The sequence below is a fragment of the Rhizobium sp. PP-CC-3G-465 genome, assembly GCF_004343445.1.
Lineage (GTDB): Bacteria > Pseudomonadota > Alphaproteobacteria > Rhizobiales > Rhizobiaceae > Ferranicluibacter > Ferranicluibacter rubi.
Genome location: NZ_SLYH01000014.1, coordinates 1 through 15,147, shown reverse-complemented (window position 1 = coordinate 15,147; position 15,147 = coordinate 1). Strand labels below are relative to the sequence as shown.

17 protein-coding genes and 1 pseudogene are annotated in these 15,147 nt (G+C 59.5%); 11 read left to right on the top strand and 7 right to left on the bottom strand.

The window, feature by feature from the left end:
* The first annotated feature begins 7 nt into the window (after positions 1-7).
* Positions 8-1,306 (top strand): IncP-type conjugal transfer protein TrbI, encoded by a 1,299-nt coding sequence (gene trbI, locus C8J33_RS23655; protein ID WP_132665559.1) that lies wholly within the window; start codon positions 8-10, stop codon positions 1,304-1,306.
* 335 nt (positions 1,307-1,641) lie between these two features.
* The gene (locus tag C8J33_RS23650; protein ID WP_165910822.1) at positions 1,642-2,346 is read left to right on the top strand and encodes an autoinducer binding domain-containing protein; all 705 of its coding nucleotides are present in this window, start codon (positions 1,642-1,644) and stop codon (positions 2,344-2,346) included.
* Here C8J33_RS23650 and C8J33_RS23645 read toward each other — a convergent pair.
* Positions 2,338-2,667, bottom strand: coding sequence for a transcriptional repressor TraM (locus tag C8J33_RS23645; protein ID WP_132665558.1), 330 nt, complete (start codon positions 2,665-2,667; stop codon positions 2,338-2,340). The two genes, C8J33_RS23650 and C8J33_RS23645, sit on opposite strands and share 9 nt — an antisense overlap.
* A gap of 202 nt (positions 2,668-2,869) precedes the next feature.
* On the opposite strand from C8J33_RS23645, the gene C8J33_RS23640 reads away from it, so the two are divergent.
* From C8J33_RS23640 to C8J33_RS23630, 3 genes are all read left to right on the top strand, one after another.
* Positions 2,870-3,082 carry a helix-turn-helix domain-containing protein gene (locus C8J33_RS23640; RefSeq protein ID WP_110731019.1) on the top strand — a complete coding sequence of 71 codons (213 nt, stop codon included), beginning with the start codon at positions 2,870-2,872 and terminating at the stop codon, positions 3,080-3,082.
* Positions 3,083-3,194: 112 nt separating this feature from the next.
* Positions 3,195-3,827, top strand: a complete 633-nt coding sequence (locus C8J33_RS23635) for a DUF433 domain-containing protein (RefSeq protein WP_110808296.1) — start codon at positions 3,195-3,197, stop codon at positions 3,825-3,827.
* The gene (locus C8J33_RS23630) at positions 3,824-4,201 is read left to right on the top strand and encodes a DUF5615 family PIN-like protein (protein ID WP_132665557.1); all 378 of its coding nucleotides are present in this window, start codon (positions 3,824-3,826) and stop codon (positions 4,199-4,201) included. Before C8J33_RS23635 ends, C8J33_RS23630 begins: the two co-directional genes overlap by 4 nt.
* Positions 4,202-4,213: 12 nt before the next feature.
* On the opposite strand, the gene C8J33_RS23625 is transcribed toward C8J33_RS23630, so the two are convergent.
* The 4 genes from C8J33_RS23625 to traA form a co-directional block, all read right to left on the bottom strand.
* Positions 4,214-4,828: a TraH family protein gene (locus C8J33_RS23625; RefSeq protein WP_132665556.1), complete on the bottom strand. Its 615-nt coding sequence runs from the start codon at positions 4,826-4,828 to the stop codon at positions 4,214-4,216.
* Positions 4,829-4,843: 15 nt separating this feature from the next.
* Positions 4,844-6,007, bottom strand: a complete 1,164-nt coding sequence (locus C8J33_RS23620) for a conjugal transfer protein TraB (protein WP_132665555.1) — start codon at positions 6,005-6,007, stop codon at positions 4,844-4,846.
* Entirely contained in the window at positions 5,997-6,497 is a 501-nt protein-coding gene (gene traF, locus C8J33_RS23615) for a conjugative transfer signal peptidase TraF (protein ID WP_245507268.1), read from the bottom strand. The genes C8J33_RS23620 and traF overlap by 11 nt, the downstream gene beginning before the upstream one ends.
* Before the next feature lie 62 nt (positions 6,498-6,559).
* Entirely contained in the window at positions 6,560-9,883 is a 3,324-nt protein-coding gene (gene traA / locus C8J33_RS23610) for a Ti-type conjugative transfer relaxase TraA (protein WP_132665553.1), read from the bottom strand.
* A gap of 252 nt (positions 9,884-10,135) precedes the next feature.
* Between traA and traC the strand changes: the two genes are divergently transcribed.
* From traC to C8J33_RS23580, 6 genes are all read left to right on the top strand, one after another.
* Entirely contained in the window at positions 10,136-10,441 is a 306-nt protein-coding gene (traC, locus tag C8J33_RS23605) for a conjugal transfer protein TraC (RefSeq protein ID WP_132665552.1), read from the top strand.
* Positions 10,442-10,445: 4 nt separating this feature from the next.
* Positions 10,446-10,661, top strand: coding sequence for a type IV conjugative transfer system coupling protein TraD (gene traD / locus C8J33_RS23600; RefSeq protein WP_132665551.1), 216 nt, complete (start codon positions 10,446-10,448; stop codon positions 10,659-10,661).
* A complete protein-coding gene (gene traG / locus C8J33_RS23595; RefSeq protein ID WP_132665550.1) occupies positions 10,648-12,588 on the top strand; it encodes a Ti-type conjugative transfer system protein TraG in 1,941 nt (646 codons plus the stop codon). The genes traD and traG overlap by 14 nt, the downstream gene beginning before the upstream one ends.
* 13 nt (positions 12,589-12,601) lie before the next feature.
* Positions 12,602-13,105 carry a thermonuclease family protein gene (locus tag C8J33_RS23590; RefSeq protein ID WP_245507267.1) on the top strand — a complete coding sequence of 168 codons (504 nt, stop codon included), beginning with the start codon at positions 12,602-12,604 and terminating at the stop codon, positions 13,103-13,105.
* A gap of 255 nt (positions 13,106-13,360) precedes the next feature.
* Positions 13,361-13,858 (top strand): WGR domain-containing protein, encoded by a 498-nt coding sequence (locus tag C8J33_RS27960; protein WP_422038985.1) that lies wholly within the window; start codon positions 13,361-13,363, stop codon positions 13,856-13,858.
* Positions 13,842-14,339: a GNAT family N-acetyltransferase gene (locus C8J33_RS23580; RefSeq protein WP_132665548.1), complete on the top strand. Its 498-nt coding sequence runs from the start codon at positions 13,842-13,844 to the stop codon at positions 14,337-14,339. The genes C8J33_RS27960 and C8J33_RS23580 overlap by 17 nt, the downstream gene beginning before the upstream one ends.
* Positions 14,340-14,513: 174 nt before the next feature.
* On the opposite strand, the gene C8J33_RS27155 is transcribed toward C8J33_RS23580, so the two are convergent.
* Positions 14,514-14,678, bottom strand: a complete 165-nt coding sequence (locus C8J33_RS27155; protein WP_165910821.1) for a hypothetical protein — start codon at positions 14,676-14,678, stop codon at positions 14,514-14,516.
* Positions 14,679-14,980: 302 nt separating this feature from the next.
* Positions 14,981-15,076: pseudogene (locus C8J33_RS23575) on the bottom strand (DUF736 family protein); the annotation flags it as partial.
* Between the last annotated feature and the right edge of the window lie 71 nt (positions 15,077-15,147).

Genomic DNA, 15,147 nt, shown 5'->3' with positions numbered 1-15,147 from the left:
GGCGATCGTGGTTCAATCTTTACAGCTGGGTAGCGCCGGCAATTCCGACGATCAGCAGGGTATGCGCCGGCTCAACCGGCTCCCAATCATCGTCACGATTGGCATGACCCTGCTTTTCCTGGGCGTCGTGGTCGTCGGTCTCTCGTGGCGCGGCCTATCCTTCCATCGGAGCGGTGCGTTGGAGAGCGCATCGAATTCGCCGGCGACCACATTCGGGGACCAGTTGAAGCGGGGTATTTCGGATGGGATCATTGGGGAACCTGAACACCAGGAGATCTTTCAGCCTACGCCTGTCGTTGTCGAAAAGGAGCGAATTAGCGACCCGGTCGTAGAGCGGCAACCAGAGATCAGAAACGACCGTCGGAAGAGCCGCGAGTCCGAAGAAGACTGGAAGGCACGGCTAAAGCGGGAGCAGGACGAGCAGTCGATCCGGGAAGCGCAGCGCCAGAGGATGGCGCGGCTGCAGGCACGCGCAACGGCACTGGACTCTCCGCTGAAAGTCGATGTGTCCGATCTTGAGAAAGCAAAAGAAAGCACGGACAACAGGCACCAGCCCTCGACCAATTCGGCGAACAGCGCTTCTGACCTGTATGCTGCCGCCCTGAAATCCGGTGTCATGGGTCAGAATGCCGATCAGAACGGGCAGACCACCAAAGAAGAATTCTTCAATCAGGACATCAAAGATCTCGGATACCTGCCCAACAAGGTGGTGCCGCAAATATCACCGTTTGAACTAAAACGCGGCTCCGTCATCCCGGCGACACTGATCACTGGACTGAACTCCGACCTGCCCGGCAGGATCACCGCACAGATCAGTCATAATGTCTATGACAGCGCCACGGGGTATCGTCTGCTGATCCCGCAAGGCGCAAAACTGTTCGGCCGCTATGACTCCAAGGTTGCCTTCGGCCAAGAGCGTGTTCTCGTCGTCTGGACCGACCTGATCTTTCCGAACGGTGCGACGCTCCAGATCGGCGGCATGGCCGGCACGGACGCGGAAGGCTATGGCGGCCTCAGGGACAACGTCGATCGGCATTTCTGGCGCACGTTCGGCTCAGCCGCACTCGTTGCGCTCTTTGGCACGGGCATCGACATGTCGATGCCGGAAAGCTCGACGCTCGTAACTCAGGATAGGGCATCGGATGCCGCACGCCGGAACTTTGCAGAAAGCTTCGGTCGGGTTGCCGAGCAGACAATATCCAAGAACCTGAATGTCCAGCCGACGATCAATATCCGGCCCGGATACATGTTTAATGTGCTCGTCGATCAGGATATTGTATTTCCATCGGCATATCGCGAAAACTGACCTGCCGTGTGCACGGCCTTTGCTGACATTTTCGTGGCGAGACGGCACGGTTTAAGAGCGTCATTGGAAAGCCATTCTCCTGCAATCTGATATTTTAGATTGAGGAGACTTGAACCTTCCCTCGACCGGGATATTGCTGACCCTATGGATTCCGGGCTGGTCTTGCGCAGCGAAGATACCTGCGACAGCCGTTTCTGAACAGACAACCGCAAGATTCGCGTTGTCATCCGATGTCCAATCGTCTGCTGGCTTCTATGAGGCCATGGCGCAAAGGTCTTGCAAGTTGACTTGCCGGCATTCCCGAACAGCCGGGCCAGAAGATAGGAGAACAGTCCTTGGACGGAACCGTTCGCTCACTCATTGACATGCTGGAAGCAGCCCAAGACGAGGACATGATCAAGGCTGCGCTCAAAAGTTTTGCGCAGGCTTACGGTTACGATCGTTTCGCTTACCTTCAAACGGAGGGTCCGGAAATTCGGACATTCAACAGCTACCCTGAGCCTTGGGAGGGCATTTACCTCACGAGCCATTATTCCCGCATCGACCCTGTCGTGACGGAAGCAAAGCGCAGACGGGATATCTTCTCCTGGACCGCAGACAACTGGCCGGCCCGTGGCGCCTCGGATCTTCGTCGCTTCCGCGACGAGGCTGTTGAACACGGCATTTGCTCCGGGGTCACCATTCCCGTCGAAGGCAGTTTCGGCTCCACCATGATGCTGACTTTTGCATCGTCCGAGCGAACGTTGGATGTGCCGCCCGCCCTCGACTCCAAAACTGCTCTTCAGGTCGTCTTGGCTGTCCACTATCGCCTGAAGATGATCGCGGCATCGACGGCAATCTCGCCAAAGCGCATGCTGTCGCCGCGGGAGACGCTCTGCGTATTGTGGGCTACGAAAGGAAAGGGCGCGCATGAGACGGCCGTTCTCACCGGGATAAACGCAAGGACGGTTCAGCATTATCTCGATAGAGCACGCGAAAAGTTTGATGCGAGAACGATCCCCCAGTTGGTGTTCATGGCGAAAGAGCGCGGGCTACTCTGACTTTGCGCCGTCGTCACCGATCGGCACCTCGGGAACGTAGCCGAGAGCGTCAATGATCTCGGAGAGTTCCTGCTGCTGCGCCTCTGATGTCTTCTGCCGTGCGAGGTATTCGGCTTGAAGAGACTGCAGCACGGAGGCGGTCACTGTAGGGTCGTCATTCGCGCGCGTCCACTCCTCGTAGACGACTTCGTCTGCCGCAAGAAGGCGGCGATGCTCTTGAATCGCAGCGATTGCAAGCGGCTCCAGTTCCGACGTCCGCATCGAACGATACTGGGGTGTCATCTTGTGTTTGTCGGTATCGAAGGGCCCACTCAAAGTCATTCCTCCACTTAGCCGTCATCCCACAGCCTGTGGGCGCCTTACATGATTTACGCCGTCACTGCACGACCTTCGTTGACGCGCGACCGTTTCCTCGGATCCGCGCCGTCGTAAACGATTTTATGCGTATGCTGATATCATGTGCTGCAACGAATCGGAACGATCGTTCCTAGAGCTATTGTTCCGATTCTGGCTCCGCTACGTCATGGATCTCAAGGAGACCATGGCGATCAATCTGCGCCGGATCCGTCATGAGATGAACCTGACGCAGGAAGAATTGGCAGACCTCGCAGGGCTAAGCGCTCGCCATATCGGGGCGATCGAACGCGCCGATAAATCAGCCACCGTTACCGTGCTCGGGCAAATCTCCAGTGCGCTCGGTGTTGAGCCCGCCGAGCTCCTGACCAAACCGAGCTGACGCCGCAGCATTCGTCTTTGTGTTTCAGAAACGGCTTCTATCACGGACGGACGTCGAGACACTTTACGGCACGGACGATGTGGGTTATATGTTCTCTCCAAGGAGAACAATTATGGTTGGTACCGCGCGCGCGTACACCCCGGCTGAAGCAGCAGCTGTCAGCGAAGTTGCGGTCAAGTCGGTGCACAACGCCATCGACAAACGCATCATTGCCACGCCTCCTGTCGGCCGTGACGGTCGAACGCTTAACGATCAGGATTTGCTACAGTTGAAGCTATGGTATGGCGTCGGATCAATTCTCTCTGCCGAGCGGCGCAAACGTCTGTTCGATACGATCGATCAGAATCCCGAGGCTGATACTGTTAGGGCGGACGATTTTCTGATTATCGACGTTGCGCGGGCAAGAGAGCAACTGGCGGCCCGCGCTGAAGCGCTCAGAGAAGCCGAGCAGATGATACAGAGTGTCAAGGGCGTGATGGGTGGTGAGCCTGTCTTCAACAAGACGCGGGTCCCCGTTCGAACGATCGCTGCCATGAAAGCCCAAGGCGCCAGCACGCTGGAAATCGTCGAAGGTTATCCCTCGCTCACGGCCCGTATGATCGATCTTGCGGAAATCTGGGCTGCGGCGCACCCAGCCCGAGGACGGCCGCGCAAGCTTTCCGAGTTGGGTTTGAAGGTTAAATCCACGACGCGTTTGCCTCTTCGTCAGGTAAAAGCCACCGAACCCTCCGGCGCAAATTCGTGAAATTTCTGATCGATGAATGCCTTCATACGTCGCTCGTGGCGGTGGCAGGCGAATACGGCCACGATTGTTTCCATGTCAACTGGCTTGGATTGAGCGGAGAAGCGGACTGGGATCTTATGCCTCGGATCGTTGAGGAGGACTTTACGTTCGTCACGAACAATGCCCGTGATTTCCGCAAGCTCTACGCCAAGGAACACCTGCATGCAGGTCTTGTCATCATCGTGCCGCAGGTTCTTCCAGAACTTCAACGGCAGCTATTCGCCCTCACATTGCAGGATCTGGTTGAGCACGGGGAAATCGTCAATGAAGTGATTGAAGTCAGCCTCGATGGAAACGAGGCTGTCCTCACCCGCTACTCTCTCCCCGGCGAATGAGTCTTTGGCGCTTCACTCTCCGCCAATCCTCGAGAGGTCTATGCGCATTCCGGCTGCTCCCAATCTGATATCCTTTAAGGGTTCTGCATCCGCTTGCGATGGCGCCTCCGCGTCCACCTTCTTAATGGCATCGTGTTCAAACGGCACGACTTGATTTGCGATCGCCCCACCGGGGTCTTCTGCTTGAAACACCCCAACGCCCTCGAACTCCCCGGTTTTCCAGGCATAGACGGCGTCCTCGAAGATCTGCGGAAGAACCTCATCACTTTTGGGATTTCCGTACCACTTGGCGACAAGACCGAGGACCTTGGCAAACATGCGGGTCCCGATGCGGAGGTTCTCGCAGGGATCGACGAGATCGGCCTTTAGCTCGGAGGCATCATTGACGCCGACACCTGCCGGAAACTGTGTCAGGCCGACCCGGACCACGGCCCGGCCGACATTCTCGCGGATAATAACCAGCGCCTCGTCCGCAGTTTTCGGCACAGGGACCAGAAACGCGCGACTGCCGGATTTGACGGTAACAGTCAGCGGATCAGGTGCGCCGGCCGCGTCGATGAACTGCTCCACGACCGCAGGTTTTAACGAGGGGTCTGCGCATTCTTGGATCAGGGCAGCGTCCAACATAGAGGCTCCGGAAATCTACGTGTTGAAGGAAACGACGAGGGGTTTGGCAAAAAGGCGTGCCCAAGCCGCGACGCTCGCGCGCTGGATATCGACGATGGATGTACCCGCCGTCCACCAGCCATTGCCCACGGCCAGAATGATGTCGGGGTCGTGCAGCATCGATTGCAGCACCGGCCAGACGATCAGTTGCTCGTAGCAGATCAGTGGGGCAACCCGTCTTTCACCCAGTTCGACGATGGGATTGGCAAAAAAGTCGGCCCGAGCTCCACCGCTCTGGCCGAGCCATGCCCGCCACGGCTGCCACATGGATCCGGGCACCGGCATGCGCTGCCGATAGAGGACCTTGCCGCCCCAATCGGAGATCGCGACCAGGACGTTGTCGTAACCGTCCTCGGTGATCACGGTGGCCCCGACGATTGCAGTTGCCGGTGTGCCGTTCAGACCCTGAACCCACTGCCGCTCGACCGTCGGCGTCCAAACGCCCAGCGCACTTTCCGGGAGGGCCACGAAGGTTGCTTCGTCGGAAGCGGCGCCCCGTACGATCTGGATCAGGTCTCGATGACGTTGAAGCCCGGTTTCGCGCCCAAGCGATGAACCCAGATGAAGATCGACACCGCGCCATCGGCCCAGTAGAGTTGGATCGGTCCAGGTCGCGGCGGACCAAAGCCAGACGCTCACAAGCGCCATGGCGAAAGCTGGCCATACTCGGGTTACGAGGCAGATCAGGCCGGCTGTCATCGCCGCGATCCCCCACCATCCCCATCCGGAGAAGAGAATCCCCGCAGCCGTGACCGGATGCGCCCAGCCGGTAATCCCGAACGGTGGCACTGCCAAGAGCAAGATTGCTGCGAGATAGCAAAATGGTTGTACCCGCGCACAGGCGGTCCACAAGATCGTATGCACCACAACGAAGCTCAACGATGCGCAGAGCCAGAGCAGTAGTCCGGGCCAGAGATCGGACTGGTAGAAGGCGGCGACGCCCTGCGGCAAGCCTCTCGATGCCGCAAGGAAGTATCCGGCTGCAATCAGTGCTGCGATCTTTCTGCTTGTGGCCATCGACCACAAAACCGGAAACAGGAGCGAAACCGGAAGAAGCAAAACGACACCGCTCCATGCGATCCATCCGGTTGCGACGGACAGGCCGACAAGCACCGCCGGCCGGGCGCGTTCATGGCGCATAGGTCCATACCTCCTGGGCCTGTCCGAGAATACCGGACGTGGGGATCGGACCGAAGTACCGAGAATCGAACGAACCGATGAACGTCGAATGGACAAAGACATGCCCAGTCTGGATGACGCCGCCGTTGAAGCGCGCCAAGGGACGACCCTTGCCATCGACCATCGAGACGCTGGACCGTGGCACGGCGTGGCGCGCGATCCAGACATCGGCACCAACCTCGACGTCCTGTCCTGCGACGCCGGCGATCGTCTTGATGAGAGGTGCATAGCCAGCCGGGCAACGACCGCGTCGCAGATATCCACGCTCGCGCGCCTCGCGCATTGTCGCAGTCACCGGTGGGCAGATGAAGACCACATCACCGACCACGGCGGGCCGATCCAGCGGAACGATATGCCAGAGACCGAGCGGCTCGCTCGGTGTGAGATTGATGCGAAATCCGCCGATCCATCCCAATGTAAAAGCCGAGAGCGCACAGATGCCGGCAGTCACGACAATGGCCGCCGCCTTTAGCCGGTGGGATCGATTTCCCGTTCGATTCCAACCTTGGTCGCTCATTTCAGAGACAGCCCTTTGGTTTGGCTCTGGCGGAGGACTTGTCCCTGGCTGATGCTCTCCGTCGCACGCTCATGCGCCGAAAGCTGCTGTATGGTCCGCATCGCGTTCCACGACGACTGCACCTCAGATTTCTGGCCCGCCGACATTCCCGATGTGATGGATTTGAACGCTTCTCCGTTCGGTTCCTTGGCGGCAACGCCGAGGAAGGTTCTTTCGCCAAACCGGTCGCTCACGGCCTTGGCGAACCCTTCGAGTTCCGCCTTCACCATTTTATCGGAAAGCGCAAATTCGAGACCGGCGGGAAGGTCGTTGCGGTCGATCGCATCCCGGACCCGCTCGAGGGTGTGTTTGGCGGATGCAGAGAGTGCCGGAATGTTGACCGACACCTTGAGACGGACCGCGCGTTCCTCGGTCTCGTGCTTGCGTTCCGCTTCCGCCCGTGTTTGCAGGAAACGCTCGATATTTCGGGAAAGGGCTGGCGCGTTGACCAGCGCCGTATCGCGCTCCTGCTTCTCCGCACGCCCGGCGAGGAGACCGGTCTTACCCTTCAGCGCGCCAAAGCTCTTCGGTCGACTGGTAATCCTAGCCAGCGTCGATGTCGCAGCGTTTTTGTCTCTCAGCATGGCCTCGACATTGATCGCCTTGAAAGCACTCTCCGGATTTGCATAGACGAGATGGAACCGGGTCGTGACGTCCTGCCATTGCTTCTTCAGACCGGGATCAGCGGCAAGCCGGTCATCGACGGTCTGCTCCAGCGATTTCTGGAATGTGGTGATGCCCGATACCATCGGTTTCGTCTCCATCATGGGGTTGGGGGTCGCGGGTTTGGTGGTGTGCTTGAACCCGATCTTCGCGCCGACCGCGGTGAGACGACTTGCAAGATCGAAGAGCTTTTGCTTCTGCCGGATGGTCCACTCCAGACGATCACGAACGATCGTGCGGGCGACATTGACGAGGTGGAGACCCCGCACGTCGGCGAACCGAAGGGCAGCGCGATAGAAGGCGCCCTTCTCGTAGTCGAGCGTCGTTTCCTTCGAATTTTTACGCGACAGAAGCGCGGTCAGCCCACCCGCCTTGGCGAAAGATCTGGCGCCGTAATAGACGGCGAGATCTTCGCGGTGCCGGGTCATCGCCACATAGGTCAGGTGCCGATCGAGCGACAGGGAAGCCAGCACCTTGACCCGGTCGACGGTTGCACCCTGACTCTTGTGGATGGTGGTGGCATAGCCGTGATCGACATTGTTATAGAACCGCTGTTCGACCGTGATCTGACGGCTCTGATCGCCATGGCCGATCTCGGCAACAATGCGACCAGGCACTGCCTCGACGACCTTGGCCAGCATGCCGTTCTTGACGCCGAGCGAACCCTCGTTCTTGAGGAAGACGATCTGGTCACCGGCAGCGAAATGACGATGGCCGTCTTCCGCCCTGAAGGCGTGACCATCCTCGATGATCCCCCGCTCGACCAGTTTCGCACGGGCGAGCGTGTTCAACATCCGGACGTCGCGGCGAAGATGCGCCAGTATCAATGACGTCCTCGCCGGATCGTAATCCCGGTTCCAGTCCGAGATGAGGTGGTCGACGGCTTCGGCCTTCAGGGTCGACCCCATCATCCGGCCATTGGCAGTGTACGAGGCAACCGCTTTGGCAATATTGCCACGAGCGAGATCGAGCGAGGCATCGCGCATCCACTGCGCGTTCTGGCGGTAGATGGTTTCGAGCTCAGCATAGCCGATACGATCGGCGATGGCCCGGAAGGCGGCCCCGGCCGCGATCGGCTGAAGTTGCTCGGGATCGCCGACCAGGACGAGCTTGGCGCCGCTGATCGTCACCGCCTCCACGAGAAGCGCCATCTGCTTCGACGACACCATGCCGGCCTCGTCCAACACGAAGATCGTCTTGTCATCAAGCTGGTTGCGGCCCTGGCTCCAGCGGAGTTCCCAAGAGGACAAAGTGCGGGAAACGATGCCGGCTTCCTTCTCCAAACCTTCAGCGGCTTTGCCCGCCAAGGCGCCACCGACGACGCGGAGGCCGGCTGCTTCCCAGGCTTCGCGCGCCGCCTTCATCATCGTCGTCTTGCCAGCACCTGCGCGGCCGATCACGGCGGCGATCCGCGCATCTCCCGCGACATGACGGATCGCAACTTTCTGCTCGTCCGACAGGCGGGCGTGGCGTGCGAAGGTCGCCTCGAGCACAGCGTCGCGAACACCGTGCGATGACCTGCTGTCGAGCCAGATCGCCCGGTTCGCCATCTCGGCCTCGAGCCGGATCATCCCGCGCGTCGTATACCGCGCCGGCACCCACATGCCGGTTGCGAAATCGAGCCGCTCCCTGTCGAGCCGCAAGACGTCCGGGTCCTGCATGATGCGGGCCATCACGCTCTGGAACAGGCCCGCATCGTCGATATATCGATGCAGGACCTTGGCAACGTCCCTTGTGTCGAAGACGCTCTTGTCCCGCGTGATGAGGTCGAGCACGATCGACGGCTTGCGCTGGATCCGCCGCGCATTTTCCGCGCGCCGCTCTTCCTGCAGTTCGATCCGCTCCAGCGTTGGCGACGGCATCAATGACGAATCGGAAGCCTGAGCAGTCTTGCGGTCGATCGCCGTTGCTCCGACACCGACATGGATGGTGGGTGTGAGTTCGATACCCTGCTTTTCAAAGGATCGCCCGTCGATGCGGATGTCGAGCCCGGCAAGAGCAAGATGCTTGTTCTGAACGGCAAACCAGCCGTCGCGGAGCGCGTTGAAATCGTCTGCACTCCCTGCCCAGAGCTCATAGACGATCTTCCCGGTGTCATTGCGCAGAGGCTTCCCGTCGGGGCCGAGGACGGCGACCTTCTTGGCCCCGAAACCGTCCTTGGTCAGCGGCCGCAGCGTCGTCATCAGATGGACATGCGGATTGCCGGGCGCGTCATGATAGACCCAGTCGGCAACCATCCCCCTGGACGTTATGTGCTCGGCGATAAAGTCGCGCATCAGCGCGATGTTCTGGGCGGCCGAGAGTTCGAGCGGCAGGGCGATGGTGACGTCCTTGGCGAGCTGCGCGTCCGAGCGCTTCTCGAAATTCTCGACCCTGTTCCAGAAGGCCTCAGACGCGCCGGCAACGGACCGGTCAGCAATCATGGAGCGCAGCCAGTCCGGCGCATCGTCCGGTATAACGAACTCCTCGTGGAGGAGCCCCTGCTTCCGGCTGTAGTCGATCGAGCGCGCCTCCCGCTCGAACTCCATCTTGGCGCAATGCCGGTAGGCCACCGACAGCACGGCGCTGCGGCCGGAGCCGCGGGTGACGATGCTGACTGAGAAATGCGGGACGGCCACGGCGGAATTCTTTCTAGGTGCGAATGAAATCAACAGCTTGTTCGCAAGGTCGGCCCCGCCAGGGCACTGAAAGCAGGGCGTCGCGACAGCGACGTATAATTGCGCCCTTGGAAGCCGTCCTTGCGAACGGCTGGGATCATTCACCAAAGCATCGCCCTTTGCGATTGTAGGATTCACAGTAGTGCGTTCCGCACTTCGCTCTGGGATTGTTGCCTCGAAAGCCACGCTTTCTCGGCAAGGAGACGATCGGAAATGAAGAAACCATCCTCGAAAATCCGCGAAGAAATCGCCAGGCTGCAGGATCAGTTGAAGCATGCGGAGACACGGGAAGCTGAGCGGATCGGACGCATCGCGCTCAAAGCAGGTCTTGGCGATTTCGACATCGACGAGACGGAGCTGCAGGCAGCCTTCGAGGACATGGCCAAAAGGTTTCGACAGAACCAGGGATCGGACAAGAACAGATCGACCGGGAAGGAGAGGGGAGGCGCAAGCACCCCTCCCGCGGAAACGGCGCCCGTCTCGGCTGGTGCGGCTCAAAGCAGCGGTAGCGAGGCTTGAGCGCATGAGCCGGAACGTCACATCGGAATCACGCAAGAAGGACACGCGCGAGAAGATCGCGCTCGGCGGTCTGATCGTCAAAGCTGGGCTTCGCTACGAAAAGCGTGCGCTGTTGCTGGGCGCGCTCATCGACCTTGATCACCGCCTCAAGTCTGACGACAACGAGCGGGCACGTCTGACGTCTATCGGCGCGAAGGCCTTTGGCAATGACGGGCAGTAGGATCGTACTCGTCATCGTGCCAATCGTGCTGATGCTCGTCGTCACCATAAGCCTGACTGGTATGGAAACCTGGCTTGCGGGCTTCGGCAAGACGGAAGCGGCGAAGCTTACTTTGGGCCGGGCCGGCATCGCGGGGCCGTATGTCGCCGCTGCGGCTATCGGGGTCGTGTTCCTGTTTGCCTGCGCCGGATCGATGAACATCAGTTTTGCCGGGTGGGGCGTCGTTGCCGGCTGTGTCGTGGTGATGCTGATCGCCGCGCTGCGTGAGGGAGCCCGACTTGCAGCGTTCGCCGGAAACCTGCCATCAGGCAAATCCGTGACCGCCTACCTCGATCCGGCCACAATGATCGGCGCTGCCGCCGCCCTGATCGTCGGCTGCTTTGCAATGTACGTTGGTCTCATCGGCAACGCCGCCTTCTCACGATCGGAGCCGAAGCGTATCCGGGGCAAACGCGCCATGCATGGCGAAGCCGACTGGATGAAACTGACCGATGCAGCAAAGCTGTTTTCCGACACCGCCGGCATCGTCATCGGCGAGCGCTATCGCGTCGATCGGGACAGCACCGCGGCCGTGTCGTTTCGCGCCGACAGGGTGGAGACCTGGGGGACAGGTGGCAAGTCACCGCTGCTGTGTTTCGATGGCTCGTTCGGCTCCTCGCATGGGATCGTCTTTGCGGGATCCGGCGGTTTTAAGACGACGTCGGTGACGATCCCGACCGCGCTCAAATGGGGAGGATCGCTCATCGTCCTCGATCCGTCGAACGAGGTCGCACCGATGGTCGCGGATCATCGCGGCAAGGCCGGACGGGATGTCCAGATCCTCGATCCCAAAGTTCCTGGAACGGGTCTGAATGTGCTTGACTGGATCGGCCGGCACGGTGGCACCAAGGAGGAAGATATCGCCGCTGTCGCGTCCTGGATCATGAGCGACAGCGGCCGGGCAACCGGCGTGCGAGACGACTTCTTTCGGGCATCAGGCCTGCAGTTGCTCACCGCTATGATCGCCGATGTCTGCCTTTCCGGACATACGGAAGAAGAAGACCAGACGTTGCGTCAGGTCCGCCAAAACCTTGCAGAGCCGGAGCCAAAATTGCGCGAGCGGCTGGAGAAGATCTACGCCAATTCGAAGTCGGACTTCGTGAAGGAAAACGTCGCGGCCTTCGTCAACATGACGCCCGAAACCTTCTCAGGCGTCTATGCCAACGCCGTGAAGGAAACTCATTGGCTGTCTTATCCAAACTACGCAGCACTCGTGTCGGGAGCAAGTTTCTCGACCGAGGATCTCGCCAGCGGAACGGTCGACGTGTTCATCAACATCGACCTGAAGACGCTGGAGACCCATTCGGGGTTGGCGCGCGTCATTATCGGCTCATTTCTGAACGCGATCTACAACCGGGATGGAGCCATGAACGGGCGAGCGCTGTTCCTGCTCGATGAGGTCGCGCGGCTCGGTTACATGCGGATCCTCGAGACCGCGCGGGACGCCGGTCGCAAATACGGCATCACTCTGACGCTGATCTTCCAGTCGATCGGGCAGATGCGCGAAACCTATGGCGGCCGCGATGCGTCAAGCAAGTGGTTCGAAAGCGTCAGCTGGATCAGCTTCTCGGCCATCAACGATCCCGAGACTGCCGACTACATCTCAAAGCGTTGCGGCATGACCACGGTCGAGATCGACCAGGTCAGCCGCAGTTTCCATTCGAAGGGGTCGTCCCGAACGCGGTCAAAGTTGCTGGCGAGCCGGCCGTTGATCCAGCCGCATGAAGTCCTTCGCATGCGCGCCGACGAACAGATCGTCTTCACCGCAGGTAACGCGCCGCTCAGATGCGGCCGTGCTATCTGGTTTCGCCGTGACGACATGAAAAGCTGCGTCGGTCAGAACCGCTTCCATCCAAACGCGGCTTCGCCGTCAACGAGAACAAAATGAAATGGAGAATGACGTGGCACTTTGGACCGGACGGCGCGCAGGTGCGAAGAATACTGGTGTGGCGATGTTGGTCGCAATCGTCACCGGTGCGGCATTTACAGGGTTGAGCCTCTGTCTTGGTGTTCCTGCTTCGAATGCGATGGCGTCGCCGCTGTCGCCCGACAGGCTATCGGCCGAGTTTTCTATCTGCGGGGAAAGCCGTCGGGTAAACTGCGTTGTCGATGGCGATACGTTCTGGTTTCAACGCCGAAAGATCCGGATCGCCGATATCGACGCGCCCGAACTCAGCCCGCCTCGGTGCGAGGACGAGCGCGCGAAAGGGGAGGCTGCAAAGCGGCGGTTGCTTGATCTTCTCAACGGCGGAAGGTTCTCCATTACTGCTAAAGGCAGGGACGAGGACCGGTACCGTCGCGAGCTGCGAGTTGTCACCAGGAATGGCCGCTCGATCGGTGACCTTCTCGTTGAGGACAACCTCGCGCGCCGATGGGATGGTCGACGGCGACCATGGTGCGGATGACGCGAGCGGCAACTCTATCGCATCGCCTGTGATGGACGGCAGAGGTGGGAACATAGCACCTGTCCGCTGTGCAGTGCGCTGCGCCTTGCTCAACCAACTCCAGCAGTCGTGGTTTGGCTGACTTCCTGCTGCGAGAGGATCGTTCCCGACTAGCCGAAATCGCTAGGCGGATTCGGAGAGCGTGGCGATTAGAGCCGTGCGGAGAAGCCGTCTCGCCCGAGCACAATCACAGGGCTTGGACTTTTCATCACAACAATGAATCGATTGGGCTGGACTGATTCAAAACTCTGGTTGGACGAGAAATGCTGGATCGGCGAATCTGTCGGCATGCTCAAACAGCCCTACCATATCTATACAGAACGGACCGACCCGACGCAGAACATGGCTCGTTTCTATGCCATGGAAATTTCCATGACCTTGTTCGGAGAACCCTGCCTCACCCGGCGCTGGGGCCGCATCGGAGCGTCCGGGCAAAGCATGGTCCATCATTTCGAAAACGAGCACGATGCCGTGAGGCTCTTTCTGGAAATCGTACGGTGCAAGAGGGCACGTGGCTACCGTCCTAGAATTCGCGGGCCGCAGCATGTGCTTACCTCGGAGCGCGTCAATAGCGCCAAGCGGCGCTCTTCTGTTGTGGAACGATTTGGCAACGAACGTAGGCCCTCGAAGGCTGCCAACAATCCCCACGCGGCCTTCCCTTGTTGGCGGCTTGGGGCTTGTTTGCTACAGACCTTCCATGAACATTCGACCTGAAAATTCACACGACATCCCGGAAATTCGAGCGATGATAACTGCGGCGTTCGAAGGGGCTCCCCATAGCGATGGAACGGAAGACGCGATCGTTGACGCTTTGAGAGCAGGAGGCGCGTTAACGGTTTCCCTGATCGCGGAACGAGACGATGAGATCGTCGGCTATGTCGCCTTTTCTCGCGTCGAAATCAACGGCGTGGTGGTCGATTGGTATGGCCTTGGACCCATAGCAGTACGGACTGACCAGCAGCGGCAAGGCATCGGTATCAGGCCCATACAGGCTGGACTTGACCAGATCAAAGCGCTCGGTGCGGCTGGTTGTGTCGTTTTCGGCGATCCTCGCTACTACGCGCGTTTTGGCTTCAGTGCTGACCCCGCTCTACAGTTTCCTGACGTTCCTCCGGAATATTTCCAGCGGCTCGATTTCGGTCATGACGCACGGCACGGGGTGGTCGTTTATCATGCAGCTTTTTACGGAGCGTAATCCGCATCCAGCTTGGAAACGCCAGAACGCCATATGGGAATTGGCATTCTACGTCGAATTTAAAAGTCGTCTTTCTTTCCTGGGCCTATGACTTCACGTCCAGATTGGCGAAGAACAATCGTCTTCAGTCCCTGCAATGATGCTGATGGGCTTCTCGACCGGTGATTCCCGCCCTCAGTAGGGCGGCTCGGCATCAACGCTTCCGTCCTGCTCTGCCCTGATGATTGCCAACGCGGCTTGAGCCAGGTCCAGCTCGGTCTGGATCTCACGGCGCTCCGCAGCGTCGTATGCGTTCTTCAACTCGGCCCGCAGTTCTTCGATGTGTTGTTCGATCGTCATCGTCTCATCTCCTTGAGTGTGTGAAAGACGATTTCGCAGGGCGGGATGGGACGGCGGGGTCAGGGATCGCGGATGCGACCGCCAGCGGCGGTGAGTGGGGCAGCCGATTTTGTTGCGTCGCGGCAAAATTGGGGGAACCACTCGTCCTTGACGCCGTCATTCCGTGCCGGCACCCTCACCCGATCTGAGCAGCTATCCCCGTTTCCGTATGCCACCAAAAAGCCGAAGGCGGGCTCGACGACCGTCTTCGGCTTCAAAATCTGGAGGGATAGGCCCCGCCGGTTAAGCGGCGCCTCGATGTCTCAGTCGCGGCTCTGGCGCGACCAGATCAGCTGGTAGCCGTCCTCGCCTTCGACTTCGATGAGGGTTGCGTAGATCGGGGCCGGGAAGCTCGGGTCGGTGCGACGTGAAGTCGCCTGAATAATTGTTCGAAAGAGAAAGGAGAAGGCATGAGAAGAACCTGACGTTC